The 18213-nt window shown below is 61.1% G+C and carries 18 protein-coding genes; 16 read left to right on the forward strand and 2 right to left on the reverse strand.

Annotated elements, in window-relative coordinates:
- Positions 1-251 precede the first annotated feature (251 nt).
- Complete coding sequence (locus tag FBY03_RS18370) at positions 252-827, forward strand: hypothetical protein (protein ID WP_147173802.1); 576 nt, start codon at positions 252-254, stop codon at positions 825-827.
- Between the two features lie 245 nt (positions 828-1072).
- Here the strand turns inward: FBY03_RS18370 and FBY03_RS18375 are convergent, their stop codons facing one another.
- Positions 1073-1753 (reverse strand): alpha/beta family hydrolase, encoded by a 681-nt coding sequence (locus FBY03_RS18375; RefSeq protein ID WP_147173803.1) that lies wholly within the window; start codon positions 1751-1753, stop codon positions 1073-1075.
- A 488-nt stretch (positions 1754-2241) separates the two neighbouring features.
- Between FBY03_RS18375 and ccoN the strand changes: the two genes are divergently transcribed.
- The 12 genes from ccoN (at position 2242) to FBY03_RS18435 (ending at position 14092) form a co-directional block, all read left to right on the forward strand.
- Complete coding sequence (gene ccoN, locus FBY03_RS18380; protein WP_147173804.1) at positions 2242-3684, forward strand: cytochrome-c oxidase, cbb3-type subunit I; 1443 nt, start codon at positions 2242-2244, stop codon at positions 3682-3684.
- Positions 3684-4292, forward strand: a complete 609-nt coding sequence (gene ccoO / locus FBY03_RS18385; protein WP_147173805.1) for a cytochrome-c oxidase, cbb3-type subunit II — start codon at positions 3684-3686, stop codon at positions 4290-4292. Before ccoN ends, ccoO begins: the two co-directional genes overlap by 1 nt.
- 6 nt (positions 4293-4298) lie before the next feature.
- Complete coding sequence (locus FBY03_RS18390; protein WP_147173806.1) at positions 4299-4484, forward strand: cbb3-type cytochrome c oxidase subunit 3; 186 nt, start codon at positions 4299-4301, stop codon at positions 4482-4484.
- Positions 4481-5470 carry a cytochrome-c oxidase, cbb3-type subunit III gene (gene ccoP, locus FBY03_RS18395; protein WP_147173807.1) on the forward strand — a complete coding sequence of 330 codons (990 nt, stop codon included), beginning with the start codon at positions 4481-4483 and terminating at the stop codon, positions 5468-5470. Before FBY03_RS18390 ends, ccoP begins: the two co-directional genes overlap by 4 nt.
- 146 nt (positions 5471-5616) lie before the next feature.
- Positions 5617-7029: a cytochrome c oxidase accessory protein CcoG gene (gene ccoG / locus FBY03_RS18400; protein ID WP_147173808.1), complete on the forward strand. Its 1413-nt coding sequence runs from the start codon at positions 5617-5619 to the stop codon at positions 7027-7029.
- Positions 7030-7043: 14 nt separating this feature from the next.
- Positions 7044-7550, forward strand: a complete 507-nt coding sequence (locus FBY03_RS18405; protein ID WP_147173809.1) for a FixH family protein — start codon at positions 7044-7046, stop codon at positions 7548-7550.
- Positions 7551-7622: 72 nt separating this feature from the next.
- Positions 7623-10031, forward strand: coding sequence for a heavy metal translocating P-type ATPase (locus tag FBY03_RS18410; RefSeq protein WP_147173810.1), 2409 nt, complete (start codon positions 7623-7625; stop codon positions 10029-10031).
- A 105-nt stretch (positions 10032-10136) separates the two neighbouring features.
- The gene (ccoS, locus tag FBY03_RS18415) at positions 10137-10346 is read left to right on the forward strand and encodes a cbb3-type cytochrome oxidase assembly protein CcoS (protein ID WP_147173811.1); all 210 of its coding nucleotides are present in this window, start codon (positions 10137-10139) and stop codon (positions 10344-10346) included.
- A complete protein-coding gene (locus tag FBY03_RS18420) occupies positions 10339-11022 on the forward strand; it encodes a sulfite exporter TauE/SafE family protein (RefSeq protein WP_147173812.1) in 684 nt (227 codons plus the stop codon). The genes ccoS and FBY03_RS18420 overlap by 8 nt, the downstream gene beginning before the upstream one ends.
- A gap of 118 nt (positions 11023-11140) precedes the next feature.
- Complete coding sequence (gene hemN, locus FBY03_RS18425) at positions 11141-12523, forward strand: oxygen-independent coproporphyrinogen III oxidase (RefSeq protein ID WP_147173813.1); 1383 nt, start codon at positions 11141-11143, stop codon at positions 12521-12523.
- A 217-nt stretch (positions 12524-12740) separates the two neighbouring features.
- Positions 12741-13475, forward strand: coding sequence for a fumarate/nitrate reduction transcriptional regulator Fnr (fnr, locus tag FBY03_RS18430; RefSeq protein WP_147173814.1), 735 nt, complete (start codon positions 12741-12743; stop codon positions 13473-13475).
- Between the two features lie 68 nt (positions 13476-13543).
- Positions 13544-14092, forward strand: coding sequence for an adenine phosphoribosyltransferase (locus tag FBY03_RS18435; RefSeq protein WP_147173815.1), 549 nt, complete (start codon positions 13544-13546; stop codon positions 14090-14092).
- Positions 14093-14160: 68 nt separating this feature from the next.
- On the opposite strand, the gene FBY03_RS18440 is transcribed toward FBY03_RS18435, so the two are convergent.
- Positions 14161-14874, reverse strand: a complete 714-nt coding sequence (locus tag FBY03_RS18440) for a hypothetical protein (RefSeq protein ID WP_178090695.1) — start codon at positions 14872-14874, stop codon at positions 14161-14163.
- Between the two features lie 161 nt (positions 14875-15035).
- Between FBY03_RS18440 and FBY03_RS18445 the strand changes: the two genes are divergently transcribed.
- The 3 genes from FBY03_RS18445 to FBY03_RS18455 are packed head-to-tail and all read left to right on the forward strand — an operon-like array spanning position 15036 to position 18195.
- A complete protein-coding gene (locus tag FBY03_RS18445) occupies positions 15036-16322 on the forward strand; it encodes an ATP-binding protein (RefSeq protein WP_147173816.1) in 1287 nt (428 codons plus the stop codon).
- Positions 16319-17662 (forward strand): HD domain-containing phosphohydrolase, encoded by a 1344-nt coding sequence (locus FBY03_RS18450; protein ID WP_147173817.1) that lies wholly within the window; start codon positions 16319-16321, stop codon positions 17660-17662. Before FBY03_RS18445 ends, FBY03_RS18450 begins: the two co-directional genes overlap by 4 nt.
- Entirely contained in the window at positions 17659-18195 is a 537-nt protein-coding gene (locus tag FBY03_RS18455) for a response regulator (RefSeq protein WP_147173818.1), read from the forward strand. Before FBY03_RS18450 ends, FBY03_RS18455 begins: the two co-directional genes overlap by 4 nt.
- Positions 18196-18213 lie beyond the last annotated feature (18 nt).

Below are 18213 nucleotides of genomic sequence, written 5' to 3' on the forward strand. Positions count from 1 at the left end.
GCATCACCCACAACATCGAAAAACTGGCCCATCGCGGAGCCTGGGCATGAACCACGCGCCCCGCAGAACAGCTTTGCGGCCCTGTACACCCCCCCTACGGGTTACAGGACGGTCAAAACAACTTCAATGGCCCCAAAACAGCCACGCCCCGACATTCGCCCGGTCACTTCAAAAAAGTGCCCTGAGGGACGAAGGGCTGAGTGTTGCTGGGCTTTTTCTACAGCTTCGTTAGCAGTTAAAGGAGTCGCACCGTGGCATGGAAGCTCGTTTTATATGGCTCTGAGGAAACATCAAAAGTCAGAATTATTATGCTTAACTTTGTCTTCGTGATTGCGATTCTTGGCGGATATGGATACTGGGTTGACTTTGTACCATCGTCAGAATGGGCAGGAATCGGCTTTAACTTGGCAATCGCAGCAACTATATTATTTGTATCTACATACTACTTTGCACTTGCAATCGGGCGTGCGAAATTTCAACCAAAAACCTCAATGCCAACAAAAATTTTAGCCATCACACTACTACCATTTCTGGCATTTTTGCTTTTTTTTCTGGCCATAACGCACGGCTCCGGCGACATTGCAACGCAAGTATTTGGCCATGATACAAAATTAACGACTGAGCTTTCTAAAGAGCAACGGCACAGCAAAAGGGGCTGCGAATATCACCTTAAAGGTTATGCCATTGAAAAAGCACTGCCTGATCATATATGTGTATCTAAAGCAGAATTCGACACCCTCCCAAAAACTGGAGAATATACGTTACAAGTAGAACAAACTCCGCTGGGAGTTCACATCAAACATATTGCCCCTGCCATTAACCGCTAACAATGCGTATATGGACTCTCCCCGCAAACGGTGAGTAATGCTTTTTCTGCCCTGTCGTCAGTGCGGTTGCATTCGTATATCCGGCCTGTGCGGGGCGTTACCGCCCTGGCCACTCTGTAGTTCGCGCAACGGGGGCCAAGCGTTCAATCGATCCCGAGGATCATGATTGTTATCGGCCTTGTTCCGTCGCAGCACTCGCCTGTTCCGACAGCGCTGTTGGTCTCACCCCTGCGGGGTTGCCGTCCTCATCTCAACAGAAACTCCGCCACTTCATCGGCCGCACGCTGCAGGTGCTGCTCATGGCTGAAACCCGAGCTTTTCAGCGGTTTGAGGTCGTGATCCCCGGTTTCCAGCCAATGCAGCCGAATCGCCGCGGACAATGGGTAGTTCGCCACTGCCGGTCGATTGCCCAGGGCGTCGCGTTCGCCCTGGACGATCAGAGTCGGCGTGTGCAGCTCCGCCAGGTGCGCGACCCGCGGCTTTTCCGGTTTGCCCACGGCATAGAACGGATAGCCCAGGCACACTAAAGCATCCACTCCGAGCTCATCGGCCAGCAGACTGGCCATGCGCCCGCCCATTGACTTGCCGCCGATGGCCAATGGCCCGGCGACCTGTTGCCGCACCTGGCCATAGACCTCACGCCACTGCTCGAGCAACTTGGCCTGCGGATTGGGCGGGCGTTTCTTGCCGTCCACCCGGCGCGCCGCCATATAGGTGAACTCGAAGCGCAGCACCGCAACGCCGCGCGCGGCCAGTAGTTCAGCCATTTGCGTCATGAAAGCGCTATCCATCGGTGCGCCGGCGCCGTGGGCGAGTATCAGGGTCGCCCTGCTCGCCCCAGTGGGTCGGCTCCATAGCCAGCCATCCTGTTCCTGCCCTTGCCCGTATTGATCCCCGTCAATACCCGCGCTCTGTCCTTTGCTCATGCTTGCCTCGTTTTGGAAATCCGTCGCTGCGCGCCGGCACTTTTGCCCGCGCGCCCGAGCTTTTCGAACGTTCTGCCACAACCCAGGATAGAAGCCCAGAGATGAACACAATAACCAGCACCGCCTACTCGCCCACTTACCGAACACTGCCCTCCTCACGAGAGCCTTGTTCGCTAAAATAGTGCCTTTTAGATCGATGCGACTGAGTGTCGCACCTCGACATCCGCGCCCTGCCGGAGGCTGTCTTGGACTAAGCTGCCTGCAACCAGCGCTCCCCCATAACACCTAGGCGATTGCCCCCTCCACCTGGTGCCGGCATGGAGCCACTGGAGAGCGACACTGCGTTGCCGAACTGCGCAAAAACGCGTGCCTGAAGCCCTCGAAAGCCCGTTTGTATCGGCGTGTGTCGTTGCAATGACCACCTGCTTTCTACATACTTGCCGCCGTTTTTTGCCCCTCTAAAACTCCATTAACCATGGAACCCCAGCATGAGCACAGCAATCAGTCAGACTGCTTATAACTACAAGGTGGTTCGCCAGTTCGCCGTTATGACGGTGATTTGGGGAGTCATTGGCATGGGTCTAGGCGTGTTCATCGCCTCGCAACTCGTGTGGCCGGAACTCAACCTGGGCCTGGAGTGGACGAGCTTCGGCCGTCTGCGTCCGCTGCACACCAACGCGGTGATCTTCGCCTTCGGCGGTTGTGCGCTGATGGCAACGTCGCTTTATGTGGTGCAGCGCACCAGTCAGGTCCGCCTGATTTCCGACTCCTTGGCGGCGTTCGTCTTCTGGGGTTGGCAGTTGGTGATCGTGCTGGCGGTAATCACCCTGCCCCTGGGTTACACCAGCTCCAAGGAATACGCCGAGCTCGAGTGGCCGATCGACCTGCTTCTGGGCGTCGTCTGGGTCGCTTATGCAGTGGTGTTCTTCGGCACCATCGTCAAGCGCAAGACCAAGCACATCTATGTCGGCAACTGGTTCTTCGGTGCCTTCATCCTGGTCACCGCGCTACTGCACGTCGTCAACAGCGCCGCGGTTCCGGTCAGCCTGTTCAAGTCCTATTCGGCTTACTCGGGCGCAACCGACGCGATGATTCAGTGGTGGTACGGGCATAACGCCGTGGGCTTCTTCCTGACCACCGGCTTCCTCGGCATGATGTACTACTTCGTACCGAAGCAGGCCGAGCGCCCGATCTACTCCTATCGTCTGTCCATCGTGCACTTCTGGGCGCTGATCACCCTGTACATCTGGGCCGGTCCGCACCACCTGCACTACACCGCTCTGCCGGATTGGGCGCAGAGCCTCGGCATGGCCATGTCGATCATCCTCCTGGCGCCGAGCTGGGGCGGCATGATCAACGGCATGATGAGCCTGTCCGGCGCTTGGCATAAGCTGCGCACCGACCCGATCCTGCGCTTTTTGGTGGTGTCCCTGGCCTTCTACGGCATGTCCACCTTCGAAGGCCCGATGATGGCGATCAAGACGGTCAACGCCTTGTCCCACTACACCGACTGGACCATCGGCCACGTACATGCCGGTGCCCTCGGCTGGGTGGCGATGATCTCCATCGGTGCGCTGTACCACATGCTGCCCAAGGTCTATGGCCGCGAGCAGATGCACAGCATCGCCCTGATCAACGTGCATTTCTGGCTGGCGACTATCGGCACCGTGCTGTACATCGCCTCGATGTGGGTCAACGGCATCACCCAGGGCCTGATGTGGCGTGCAGTCAACGAAGACGGCACCCTCACCTACTCCTTCGTCGAAGCGCTGGAAGCCAGCCACCCGGGTTATGTGGTGCGCATGATTGGCGGCGCGTTCTTCGCCACCGGCATGCTGTTCATGGCTTACAACACCTTCCGCACCGTGCGTGCCGCCAAGCCGGCTGAATACGATGCGGCTGCGCAGATTCCCGTCGGAGTGGCTCACTGATGAAACACGAAATCATCGAGAAGAATATCGGTCTGATGGCGCTGCTGATGGTACTCGCCGTCAGCATCGGTGGCCTGACCCAGATCGTTCCGCTGTTTTTCCAGGATGTCACCAACGAGCCGGTGGAGGGCCTCAAGCCTTACACCGCACTGCAGCTGGAAGGCCGTGACGTTTACATCAAGAACGGCTGCGTCGGCTGCCACTCGCAGATGATCCGTCCGTTCCGCGCCGAGACCGAGCGCTATGGCCACTACTCGGTCGCCGGTGAAAGCGTCTACGACCACCCTTTCCTGTGGGGCTCCAAGCGTACCGGCCCGGACCTGGCCCGGGTCGGCGCGCGCTACTCGGACGAATGGCACCGCGCGCACCTGTACAACCCGCGCAACGTGGTGCCTGAGTCGAAGATGCCGGCCTACCCCTGGCTGGTCGAGCACAAACTCGACGGCAAGGACACCGCGAAAAAGCTGGAAGTCATGCGTGGCTTTGGCATCCCCTATAGCGATGAAGACATCGCCGGGGCTAAAGACGCCGTGAAGGGCAAGACCGAAATGGACGCGCTGGTCGCGTACCTGCAGGTTCTCGGCACCTCCATCAAGAACAAACGGTAACGCGACATGGATATCGGGACTATTCGCGGCATAGGCACGGCAGTGGTGTTCATCGCCTTTATCGGCGTGGTGCTCTGGGCCTATAGCAGCAAGCGCAAATCGAACTTCGACGAAGCCGCCAACCTGCCATTCGCCGATGATCCCAAACCCAAAGCGCGTGACGAGCAATCTTCCAGGAGCAATAACCAATGACCACATTCTGGAATTGGTATGTAACCATCCTCTCCCTCGGTACCATCTTCGCCCTGACGTGGCTGATCTTCGGCACCCGCAAGGGCCAGCGTCAGGAGAGCACCGAAGAAACCGTCGGCCACGTGTTCGACGGCATCGAGGAGTATGACAACCCGCTGCCCAAGTGGTGGTTCATGCTGTTCATCGGCACCATCATCTTCGCCCTCGGCTACCTGGTGCTCTACCCGGGCCTGGGTAACTGGAAAGGCCTGCTGCCGGGCTACGACCACCTCGATAACGAGGCCAAGACGCCGTTCGCCGCCAACGTGCAAATCGCCGATGGTGGACAGCGCAACGCCGGCTGGACCGGTGTGCACCAGTGGGAAAAGGAAATGGCCAAGGCCGACGCTCAGTACGGGCCGATCTTCGCCAAGTACGCGGCGATGCCGATCGAACAGGTTGCCCAAGACGAGCAAGCGCTGAAAATGGGCGGTCGCCTGTTCGCCTCCAACTGCTCGGTGTGCCATGGCTCCGACGCCAAGGGCGCTTATGGCTTCCCCAACCTGACTGACAATGACTGGCTGTATGGCGGCGAAGCAGCAACCATCAAGACCACCATCATGGGTGGTCGTCAGGCGGCCATGCCGGCCTGGAAGGACATCCTCGGCGAGGAAGGCATCAAGAACGTTGCCGGCTACGTACGCAGCCTGTCCGGCCTGAAGAGCCCGGAAGGCGTGGAAGTCGATTTGGCCGCCGGCCAGCAGATCTTCGCCGCCAACTGTGCGGTGTGCCATGGCCCCGACGCGAAAGGCCAGCAGGCCATGGGCTCGGCAAATCTGACCGACAAGACCTGGCTCTACGGCTCCAGCTTCGCTCAGGTGCAGCAGACCCTGCGTTACGGCCGCAACGGTCGTATGCCGGCTCAGGCAGATCACCTCGGTAACGACAAGGTGCACCTGTTGGCCGCCTATGTGTACAGCCTGTCGCAGAAGCCTGCGCAGCAGTAAGCTTGACCGGACAAGCCCTGTATCAAGCGCGACCCACCGTCGCACCCAAACAGGGCCTTGTCAGGCGTACCATAGCGTAAGAGTGAAATGACCCCGGCTGGCATGTATCGGCCGGGGCAGCCAACCAACCGCTGTGGTAGCAACTGATGAGCGCACAGATTCCCGTTAAAGACGTCACCCCTGCTCCGGCTAAAGTCGAAACCGTCGACCTCTACGCCAACCGCGAAAAAATCTATACCCGCGCCTTCACCGGCATCTTCCGCAATTTGCGCATGCTCGGTGGTGCCTTCCTGTTTCTCCTGTATTTCGGCACGGTCTGGCTCACCTGGAATGGTCGCCAGGCAGTCTGGTGGAATCTGCCCGAGCGCAAATTCCATATCTTTGGCGCCACTTACTGGCCACAGGACTTCGTCCTGCTCTCCGCCCTGTTGATCATCGCCGCCTTCGGCCTGTTCTTCATCACCGTGTTCGCCGGCCGCGTCTGGTGCGGCTACACCTGCCCGCAGAGCGTGTTTACCTGGGTATTCATGTGGGCGGAAAAGGTCACCGAAGGCGACCGCAATCAGCGCATGCGGCTCGACAAAACCCCCATGAGCGGACAGAAGTTCCTGCGCAAGCTGGCCAAGCACGGTATCTGGGTCGGCGTTTCCCTGGCCACCGCGCTGACCTTCGTCGGCTACTTCGCGCCGATCCGCCAGCTGATCCCCGAACTGTTCACCCTTGAGGCCAGTGGCTGGGCGGCGTTCTGGGTGGGTTTCTTCACCCTCGCCACCTACGGCAACGCCGGCTGGCTGCGCGAACAGGTGTGCATCTATATGTGCCCGTATGCGCGCTTCCAGAGCGTGATGTTCGACCAGGACACCCTGATCGTCTCCTATGACCCGCGGCGCGGCGAACACCGCGGCCCACGCAAGAAGGACGCCGACTACAAAGCCGAAGGTCTTGGCGACTGCATCGACTGCAAGATGTGCGTGCAGGTCTGCCCTACCGGCATCGACATCCGCGATGGCCTGCAAGTCGAATGCATCGGTTGCGCCGCCTGTATCGACGCCTGCGACAACATCATGGAGAAGATGAACTACCCGAAAGGGCTGATCAGTTACACCACCGAGCACAACCTCTCCGGCCACACCACTCAGCTACTGCGCCCACGTCTGATCGGCTACGCCCTCGCCCTGCTGGCGATGATGGGGCTGTTTGCCTGGGCCGTGGCCGACCGTTCACTGGTTGAACTCGACGTGCTCAAGGACCGCGTGCTCTACCGCGAGAATGAACAGGGCCGCATCGAGAACGTCTACACCTTGAAAATCATGAACAAGTCTCAGCAAGACGTGACCTTTCTGATCGAAGCCGATGGCCTCGATGGCCTGGTCTATGAAGGCAAGCGTGAGATCAAGGCCCTGGCTGGCGAAGTGCTGTCACTGCCGGTCGAACTGTCGATCGAACCGGAAAAGCTGCCCTCAAGCGCCAACGAAATCATCTTCCGCATCCGCTCTGCTGACGATGCAAGCATCCACAACGACGCCGAGAGCCGCTTTATCGGCCCCAGTGTCCGCTGACGAGTAACCACGGCATGCCTAACGAAACACCGGTCAAACCCTGGTACAAGCAATTCTGGCCCTGGTTCATCCTGGCGCTCCTGGGCTATTCGGTAGTCCAAGGCCTGACTTTGCTGACCATCGCCACCCGCAATCCGCCAGGGCTGATCTCCGATGACTATTACGAGGTCGGCAAGGGCATCAACCAGTCACTGGAACGCGAGAAACTCGCCGAGCAGCTGAAGCTACACGCCAGTCTCAAGCTCGATGAAGAGGCCGGCGTGGCCGAGCTGCATCTGCAAGGCTACAGCGGCCCGGCGCAGTTGGTACTGAACCTGTTGTCGCCGACTCAACCCGAACGCGATCGGCGCATCGTCCTGCAACACCAGGGCCAGGGTCTGTATCGCGGACAGATGCAGGACGTGGTGCGCGGTCGTCGTTTCGTCGAGCTGATTGGCCAGGAAGGCGGCAAGGATTGGCGCCTGTTCGAAGAGCGCACCCTGGAAACCGGCAAGACCATCCGCCTCGGCGTTGCGCAGTAAGCAATCGGACGACCGATGATGCCCGCTGCCGGACGCACTACGTCCCAACGTCAGACTCAAGACTGTCCCCCCATGGCGAGTCCCATCCCCTGCTACCACTGCGGCTTGCCGGTTCCAGCCGGCAGCCAGTTTCACGCCCAGGTGCTGGGCGAGAGCCGGGCGCTGTGCTGCCCCGGCTGCCAGGCGGTGGCCGAAGCCATAGTCGCCGGCGGCCTCGAGCACTACTACAAGCACCGCAGCGAGCGCGCCGCCAACCCGCAGGAACTGCCGCAAGCGCTGCCCGACGAGCTGGCGCTGTACGACCGCGCCGAGGTGCAGGCGCCCTTCGTCGAACATCAGGGCGCGCTCAGCGAAACCAATCTATTGATTGAAGGCATCAGTTGCGCCGCCTGCGCCTGGCTGATCGAAAAACACCTGCGTGGCCTGCCCGGCATAGCCGCAGCCAACCTCAACCTGTCCAACCACCGCCTGCAGGTGCGCTGGGCCGACAGCCAGCTGCCGCTCAGTCAACTGCTAAAGGAACTGCGCAGCATCGGTTATGCAGGCCATCCCTGGCAGGCCGATGCCGCGGCCGAGCAACTTGCCCGGGAAAACCGCCGGGCCATGCGCCAATTGGGGGTGGCCGGGTTGCTGTGGATTCAGGTGATGATGGCCACCATGGCCACCTGGCCGGAATTCAACATCGACCTCAGCCCCGAGCTGGACAAGATTCTGCGCTGGGTCAGCCTGTTCCTCACCACACCGATCGTCTTCTACTGTTGCGGGCAGTTCTTCCGCGGCGCCCTGCGCGATTTGCGCACCCGCCACCTGAGCATGGACCTCTCGGTCTCCCTGGCGATAGGCGGCGCCTATGCGGCCGGCATCTGGTCGACGGTCACCGGAGATGGCGAGCTGTATTTCGACGCGGTGGGCATGTTCGCCCTGTTCCTCCTGGCCGGCCGCTACCTGGAACGCCGAGCCCGCGAGCGCACGGCGGCGGCCACCGCGCAGCTTGTGCAACTATTGCCGGCCTCCTGTTTACGCCTCGACGCCGATGGCCAGACCCAGCGCGTTCTGCTCAGCGAGTTGCAGACTGGCGAACGGGTGCTGGTGCCGCCCGGCGCCCTGCTGCCTGCCGACGGACGCATCCTCAGCGGTCAGTCCAGCGTCGATGAGTCCCTGCTGACCGGCGAATACCTGCCTCAGCCACGCGGTGTCGGCGATAGCGTCACCGCCGGCACCCTTAACGTCGAAAGCCCGCTGACGGTCGAGGTCGAAGCCCTTGGCGATGCCACCCGTCTGTCGGCCATCGTGCGCCTGCTCGAACGCGCGCAGAGCGATAAGCCGCGCCTGGCCGAAATAGCCGAACAGGCCGCGCAATGGTTCTTGTTGATCGTCCTGCTTGCCGCGACCATCGTCGGCCTGGTCTGGTGGCAGATCGACTCGTCCCGCGCCTTCTGGGTGGTGTTGGCCCTGCTGGTCGCCACCTGTCCCTGCGCCCTGGCACTGGCGACCCCGACTGCATTGACCGCGGCGACCGGCAGCCTGCACAAACTCGGCATGCTGCTGACCCGCGGCCATGTGCTGGAAGGCCTCAACCAGATCGACACGGTGATCTTCGACAAGACCGGCACCCTCACCGAAGGACGCCTGACCCTGAGCGCCATTCATCCGCTCGGCGCGCTGGACAGCGACGCCTGCCTGGCCCTGGCGGCCGCCCTGGAGACTCGCTCCGAACACCCCATCGCCCGCGCCTTCGGCCGTGCCACGCAAGCCGCCGAACGGGTCGACAGCATTCCCGGATTGGGCCTGCAGGGCTGGGTTGCGGATCGCCAGTTGCGCATCGGTCAGGCCGCCTTTGTCTGCGAACTCAGCGGCCAGTCCCCACCAGCGATTCCCGCCGATCGGGGCCAATGGCTGTTGCTCGGCGACCGCCTGGGCCCGCTCGCCTGGTTCGTCCTCGACGACCGCCTGCGCGACGACGCCCCCGCGCTGCTCGCCGCCTGCCGCGAGCGTGGCTGGCAGGTGCTGCTGCTGTCCGGCGACAGCTCGCCGATGGTCGCCGAAGTGGCGCGTCAACTGGGCATCGAGCAGGCCTATGGCGGCCTGACGCCCGATGCGAAACTGGCCGAGCTGAAAAAGCTGCATGAACAAGGCCGCCGCGTACTGATGCTCGGCGACGGGGTGAATGACGTGCCGGTGCTGGCAGGCGCCGATATCAGCGTGGCCATGGGCAGCGCCACCGACCTGGCGAAAACCAGCGCCGACGCCGTGCTGCTGAGCAACCGATTGACCGCCCTGATCCAGGCCTTCACCCTGGCGCGACGCACGCGTCGGATCATCATCGAGAACCTGGCCTGGGCCAGCCTGTACAATGGCCTGGTCCTGCCGTTCGCCGCCCTTGGCTGGATCACTCCGATCTGGGCCGCCCTCGGTATGTCGCTCAGCTCGCTGCTGGTGGTGCTCAATGCCTTACGCTTGACCCGAGTACCCAAGCCGTAGGCTGGGTAGAGCCGTTTTTTGGCGAAACCCAGTCTGCTCAACCGCTGGATTGCGCTGCGCTCTAGGCCAGCCTACCCCGACCCTCACCAGTCGCCCGGAGACCCCATGCCCGCGCTGTACATCCTGATTCCCGTCGCCCTGGTGCTGGTCGCCTTCGCCATCTGGCTGTTCTTCTGGGCGGTCGACAGCGGCCAGTACGACGACCTGGACGGCCCCGCCCATAGCATCCTGTTCGACGACGACGACCCGATGCACAAGGCCGGTGTCGACCAGGCGCAAAAACAGGACGAACCCAAGGACCCGCCGCATGCCTGAGCTGGCACCTCTGCTGTTGTCCGCGTTGATTCTCGGCTTGCTCGGTGGCGGGCATTGCCTGGGCATGTGTGGCGGCCTGATGGGCGCCTTGACCCTGGCCATTCCCGCCGAGCATCGGGCCCAACGCTTTCAGCTGTTACTGAGCTATAACCTCGGGCGCATTTGCAGTTACGCCATCGCCGGCCTGCTGCTTGGCCTGGCGGGCTGGGCCGTGGCCAGCAGCCCGGCGGCCATGGTGCTGCGGGTGATCGCGGCGCTGCTGCTGATCGCCATGGGCCTGTACCTGGCCGGCTGGTGGAGCGGCCTGACCCGCATCGAAGCGCTCGGCCGCGGCGTGTGGCGGCATATCCAGCCACTGACCCGGCGCTTCATGCCGGTCACCAGCCTGCCACGCGCCTTACTGCTGGGCGGCTTGTGGGGCTGGCTGCCCTGCGGCCTGGTCTACAGCACCCTGCTCTGGGCGGCGAGCCAGGGCGACGCACTCGATAGCGCGGCGCTGATGCTGGCCTTCGGTCTCGGCACCCTACCGGTGCTGCTGGCCACCGGCATGGCCGCCGAACGCCTGACGGCCTTGTTGCGCAAACGCGGAGTACGCATGGCCGGCGGCCTGCTGGTCATTCTATTCGGCCTGTGGACCTTGCCCGGCCCTCATCAGCACTGGTTGATGGGCCATTAAGCAGGCACCAGCTTCTGCGGTGCCCAGTAAGCTCGGCCTGTCTTGATCTGTATCAAGACAGGCCGAACCCGGCCTCTCTAGACTCCCCGGACTGTTAGCCCATCCAGGGAATGCCCGCATGCTCGATGCCATCCACTGGGATAGCGAGCTGATCCGCCGCTATGATCAGGCCGGACCACGCTACACCTCCTACCCAACCGCCCTGCAATTTCATCCAGGCATCGGCGCGTTCGACCTGCTCCACGCCCTGCGCGACAGTCGCAAGGCGCAGCGTCCGTTGTCGCTGTATGTGCATGTGCCGTTCTGCGCCAACATTTGCTACTACTGCGCCTGCAACAAGGTCATCACCAAGGATCGCGGTCGCGCCCATGCCTATCTACAGGCACTGGCGCAGGAAATGACACTGGTTGGCCGGCATCTCGATGAACGGCAAAGGGTTGAGCAGTTGCACCTGGGCGGTGGCACACCGACCTTTCTCAGCCACGACGAACTGCGCCTTCTTATGAACCAGCTGCACCAGCACTTCACTCTGCTGGATGACGACTCGGGGGACTACGGCATCGAGATCGACCCGCGCGAGGCTGATTGGCCGACCATGGGTCTGCTCCGCGAGCTGGGCTTTAACCGGGTGAGTATTGGCGTACAGGATCTCGACCCCGCCGTGCAGCGCGCCATCAACCGCCTGCAAAGCCTCGAAGAAACCCGCGCCATCGTCGAAGCCGCGCGCACCCTGCAGTTCCGCTCGGTGAGTATCGACCTGATCTACGGCCTACCCCTGCAAACCCCGGAGCATTTTGCCCGTACCGTCGAGGCGGTCATCGACCTGCAACCCGACCGCCTGTCACTGTTCAACTACGCCCACCTGCCCGAACGCTTCATGCCGCAGCGGCGCATCGACTGCGGCGAGCTGCCCAGCGCCGGTAAAAAACTGGCCATGCTGCACAACAGCATCGAACAACTGAATGCCGCAGGTTACCGCTACATCGGCATGGATCACTTCGCCCTGCCCGATGACGAACTGGCCAGCGCTCAGGAGGATGGCAGCCTGCAGCGCAACTTCCAGGGCTACACCACCCACGGCCACTGCGACGTGATTGGCTTGGGCGTCTCGGCCATCAGTCAGATCGGCGACCTCTTTTGCCAGAACAACAGCGACCTCGGCGCCTACCAGCAGAACCTCAGCAGTGGCCAACTGAGCATTCAACGCGGCCTGCAGTGCACCGCCGACGACCGGGTACGCCGTGCGGTGATCCAGCAATTGATCTGCCACTTCCAGCTGGATTTCGCCATGATCGAGCAGGCGTTCGGGATCGACTTCCGCGACTGCTTTGCCGATATCTGGCCGCAGCTGCAGCAGATGGCCAAGGACGGGCTGCTTGTGTTGAGCGACAGGAGCATTGATGTGCGTCCCTCCGGTCGACTGCTGGTGCGCTCACTGTGCATGCTGTTCGACCATTACCTGAACCAGCACAGTCGCCAACGTTTCTCCCGGGTGATTTAGCGCTATTTCTTCGCCGAGCCGCCCCTGCGCGGCGCCAGATTTGGCGCCGCGCAGGGGCAACCTCAAGCGGCTCCCCAAGCGGTCGAAGCTGGTACTTGCAGATTGCGCCGTCGACAGGCCAAACCCGCCTCGCCGGTAAGCACTCATCGACTGGCTGAGGCCACCGCCCTGCTGTACCCTTACATCTATTGTGTGTTTAACCCAGGAAGCAAGGTCGATGTCCGAGAGCATCAAGCTGCGTACGCCACACCAAGCCCATTGCAAGGATTGCAGCCTGGCCAGTCTGTGCCTGCCGCTTTCGCTGAACCTCGAAGATATGGACGCACTGGACGACATCGTCAAACGCGGGCGGCCGATAAACAAAGGCGAATTCCTGTTTCGCCAGGGCGATGCCTTCGGTTCGGTTTTCGCCGTGCGCTCAGGCGCACTGAAGACCTTCAGCCTGAGCGATGCGGGTGAAGAGCAGATCACCGGCTTCCATCTCCCCAGTGAGCTGGTCGGTCTGTCGGGAATGGATACCGAAACCTATCCGGTCTCCGCTCAAGCCCTGGAAACCACCTCGGTCTGCGAGATCCCCTTCGAACGGCTCGATGAGCTGTCGGTGCAACTGCCGAAACTGCGTCGCCAGCTGATGCGCGTGATGAGCCGGGAGATCCGCGACGACCAGCAAATGATGTTGCTGCTGTCGAAAAAAACCGCCGATGAGCGCATCGCCACCTTCCTGGTCAACCTGTCGGCGCGCTTCCGTGCGCGCGGTTTTTCCGCCAATCAGTTCCGCCTGGCCATGTCGCGCAACGAAATCGGCAACTACCTGGGCTTGGCGGTGGAAACCGTCTCGCGGGTATTTACCCGTTTCCAACAGAACAAGTTGCTCGAAGCCGAAGGCAAGGAAGTCATTATTCTTAATCCCATCGAGCTGTGCGCCCTGGCTGGCGGCAACTACGATGGCTGAAGTGCCGCTGCCGACTAATCTGAAATAGACCCGTTGTCCCTTCGCCCGACAGGCACAGGAGTCTTGCGATGATTTTCGACGAATTCAGCATCAAATCCCTGATCCGCCCGGTCATCGACTTCCCCAAGCCCGGCGTGGTGTTTCGCGATATCACCCCGCTGTTTCAGTCGCCACGCGCCTTGCGCATGGTCGCCGACAGCTTTATCCAACGCTATGTCGAAGCCGAGTTCAGCCATATCGCCGCCATGGATGCCCGCGGTTTCCTGATCGGTTCGATCATCGCCTACGAGCTGAACAAACCGCTGATTCTGTTTCGCAAGCAAGGCAAACTGCCGGCGGCCGTACTCAGCGCCGGCTACCAGACCGAGTACGGCGAAGCCTTCCTCGAAGTGCATGCCGACAGCCTCTGCGAAGGCGACCAGGTGCTGATCTTCGATGATCTGATCGCCACCGGCGGCACCCTGTTGGCCGCCGCGCAACTGGTGCGGCGAATGGGCGCCAGCATTTATGAGGCCGCGGCAATCATCGACCTGCCGGAACTGGGTGGCTCGCAGAAACTGCAAGACATAGGAATTGCGACCTTTACCCTGACCGCCTTCGCCTTGGACGAGCGCTAAACGCCTTCCTCGCGTTTAACCGCTGCAACAGTCGCAATAATCTTGCCCGCGACCTTCACGGCCGGCGCCTACTCAAAAAACGCCGCGAAGTAGCGGTCCAGCTCACCCTCATACTGGTCCAGCGAATACAGGGTATCGGCGGCCAGTAAATCGAGCAGGACCATCCCATTCGGCCCAGAGTCCTCGACGAGTGCGGCCCGCAAGCGGTTGGTCATGCCCAGATTGACCAGACGCACGTTGCGATACACCTCGCGCAGTTCACTCATCGACCAGTCCGCACTCAGCCCGCGCTGCTCGCGCAAGTATTGACCCAGCAAGTAGGTGCCAAATGCCCGATAGAGGGTTTCGTCCGTACCGCTGAAGGGCAGATGAAACCAGGCCATGGCCTTGAACAATCGCGTGTACGGACAGCCGGAGGTCGCGCCCAACACGCCGAGCAAGGAGCCCATGGCGCGCTGCAAGGTGGTGCGCTGGCGAATCTCGCGCCCGCGCCAATGCACTTCGACCCCGACCCGCTCATAGGACGGCGACTGTTCCAGCAGCACCACCGGTGCCACCAACGCCACGGCAAAGGGACAGTGCAGCGTCCGTTCGACCTGCAACGGGCAATGGGCACATTGATGGAAAGCCAACCGCGTCCAGGCTGGCAGGTTCGCGCCCTTTGCGGGGTCAGACTCCATCTCTACGCCAGGCTCCATCTCTACGCAATGTTGCCAGCTGCGGCCGTCCGAAAACTGAAATCGGTAGCGAATCAGCGAGTCATCTACAGTGTCTGGAACCATGGTCTAACCTGATTTCAGGGAGTGCTGGAAAGAAGTATGGTTGCCACCGGCAGGTGTCGCCACAATTTAAGCGTCATTTAACTGACGGACAAAATATCGCCTATTATTGAGGCAGGCATCGTAAACCCCGTTGCCTCTTCGCCCTCACCCGGGAGCCAGCCATGGACGACAGCCAAAGCAATTTGGCCAGTGCTCTGATCGAACACCTGGACATCGGCGTAATCATCCTGGATTCAGAGCTGCGCATTCAGTATTGGAACGGCTTCATCAGCCAGTGTGTCGGCAAGGCGCTCGAGCACGCCAGGCAACAGCCGCTGACCCAGGTTTTCCCCGAAGCCGATACCCCTCGCCTCGACCAGATGGTGATCCAGGCCCGCGATCAGGGGTTGCACGTCATCACCCAGTGGCACGAAAACGCCCCCCTCATCCACTTGCCCTATACACCCTCAGGTCAATCGGTGCCCTCCGTGCTGCAGAGTAGCCTGATATTTCCTTTCAGCGACCCGGGTGGCCAGCAATGCTTCGGCCTGCTGCTCTATGACACCAGCGAATTCGCCCGTTCCAACGAGCAGCTGGATGCGGCGCTGAATGCCTTGAGCAGCAAGCAGATCGATCAAGAGCAATTGATCAAGAAGCTGGAGACAGCCAATGCGCAGCTCCTGCAATCGGAAAAGCTCGCCGCCATCGGTCAGCTCGCGGCCGGCGTGGCGCATGAGATCAACAACCCGATTGGCTATGTCTTTTCTAACCTGAAGACCCTCGCCAGCTACGTCCAGGACCTGCTGCGCATCATCGACGCGGTGGACAGCGTGGCCAGCCTCGACGAGTTGCGCCAGCTCAAACGCAGCCTGGAGTACGACTACATCCGTAGCGATGTCGAAGCGCTGATCAACGAATCCGAGGATGGCATCGATCGGGTCAAGAAAATCATCACCGCACTCAAGGACTTTTCGCACATAGAGGAGGAGGAGTTTCGTCTCGCCGACCTGCACCGTGGCCTGGACACCACACTTAACGTGGTCAATAACGAGCTCAAGTACAAAGCCGAGGTCGTCAAGGAGTATGGCGAGCTGCCAGAACTGGAGTGCATCCCCTCGCAGATCAACCAGGTGGTGATGAACCTGCTGGTCAACGCCGCTCACGCCATGGATAAGTTCGGCCGCATCACCCTGCGTAGTGGCCACGAGGGGGATTGGGTCTGGCTGGAGGTGGAAGACACCGGCAAAGGCATCGAGCCGCACCTGCTCCACCGCATCTACGAACCCTTCTACACCACCAAACCGGTGGGCAAAGGGACCGGTCTGGGCTTATCGCTGTCGTACAACATCGTGCAGAAACACCATGGTCGTATCGAGGTGAGCAGCGCGCTCGGCCAAGGCACGCGTTTCCGCATCTGGCTGCCGGTCTGTCAGCCGCTCGCGGTACATATGGGGGGCGTAACCTCATGAACGAACAACCCAGGGCGACCTTGCTGCTGGTTGACGATGAGGAAAACATCCTCAACAGCCTGCGCCGTATCCTCCGTCATGAGCCCTACCAGGTCCTCACCGCCAGTGACGGCGTTCAGGCATTGCAGCAACTCAGCCAACAGCCGATCGATCTGGTGATATCCGATTCGCGCATGCCGGGCATGGACGGCGCCACCCTGCTGGCCAAAATTCATCAGCGCTGGCCCGATTGTCTGCGCATCCTGTTGACCGGTCACACCGACATCGGCGCCACCATCAAGGCGATCAACCAGGGACAGATCTACCGCTACATCAGCAAACCCTGGGATGACGATGAAATGCGCCTGATGATCCGCCAAGCCCTGGCGTTTCAGCACTCCGAGCGCGAGCGCGAGCGCCTTGAACAGCTGACCCATGAGCAGAACCAGCGCCTGCAAGAACTCAACGCGACCCTCGAGCAACGGGTGCGCGACCGCACCAGCGAGCTGCAACAGACTGCCGACATGCTCGACCTGGCCTTCGCCGAGCTGAAACACAGCTACATGACGGCCACCGAGGTGTTTTCACTGCTACTCAACCAACGCTTGCCCAAGGACAAGCAGACCAACGCCCAGGTCATCGCACTGGTGCGTGCCTACGCCGACCATCACAACCTCGATGAGGGGCCCAGCCGTGACCTGAGCATGGCTGCCGCGCTGTACAACCTCGGTAAGCTGAGCTGGGATGACCGGCTGCTCAACCGGCCGGCGGATGTGCTGTACCGCGAAGAGCGCCAGCGCTACCAACTTTACCCGGTTATTGGCGAGAACCTGCTGATGACCCTCGAGCCGCTGCAGGATGCGGCCCTGCTGATACGCCATCATCAGGAACGCTGGGACGGTCGTGGCTTCCCCGACCATCTGAAGGAGCTGGAGATTCCCTTCGGTTCACGCCTGATCAAACTGGCCGTGGACTTTATCGAGTTGCAGTGCGGCCTGTTCCTGGATCGCCACCTGAACCGTGATGAGGCGCTGCTGCTGATCAAGAAATACGCCGGCACCCTCTATGACCCGCAGCTATGCGAACGCTTCATCAATCTCTGCACCAGCCTGGCGCCAGACCTGGCCATGGCTGACGCCACTATCGTGCCTCTGGATACCCGCCGCCTGGCACCCGGCATGACCCTGGCACGCAACCTTCACGCGGCCAACGGCATGTTGCTGCTCAACGAAGGCAAACAACTGACTCGCCTGCTGATCGACAAGCTGGTCGCGTTCGAAGCCGCCGAGGGCTCGCACTACACCCTCTTCATCCACAAGCCCGAAGTCACCCCCATCAGTCAGCAGGAGCACGTCGGATGATCAAAATTCAACTGCTGGATGATGAACCACACGTACTCAGCGCCCTGCAACGGCTGTTACATCCCTACGACTGGGTGGTGCATGCATTCAGCAACGCGCAGACGGCCCTCGAGGCATTGACCGAACATGAGTACGCGGTAATCGTCTCTGACCTGAGGATGCCGGAGCTGGATGGCATCACCTACCTGCAGTTCGCCCGCCAGCGGCAGCCCAACGCCCTGCGCATCCTGCTCAGCGCGCACGGCGACCGCCAGTCGATGTTGCAAGCGATCAACCAGGCAGAAATCTACCGTTTCATCTCCAAGCCCTGGGCCGACTTCGAAGTCGAAGCCGCCTTGCGTGCCGCCATCGATCTGTTTTTGCTACGCGACGAGAACCAGCGCTTATTGCTACAAGTGCGCCGGCAACAGAGTGACCTGGACCGCCAGGAGCAGGAGTTGCTGCGCCTGGAGGTCGAGTACCCAGGTATTACCCGCGTACGCCGCGACAGCGACGGCTCGGTGCTGATCGACGAGGTTGACGACCCGCTCTGAGCTAAACGTTCCTTCAGG

Origin of the sequence: Pseudomonas sp. SJZ079, assembly GCF_007993865.1 — a bacterium.
Taxonomy (GTDB): domain Bacteria; phylum Pseudomonadota; class Gammaproteobacteria; order Pseudomonadales; family Pseudomonadaceae; genus Aquipseudomonas.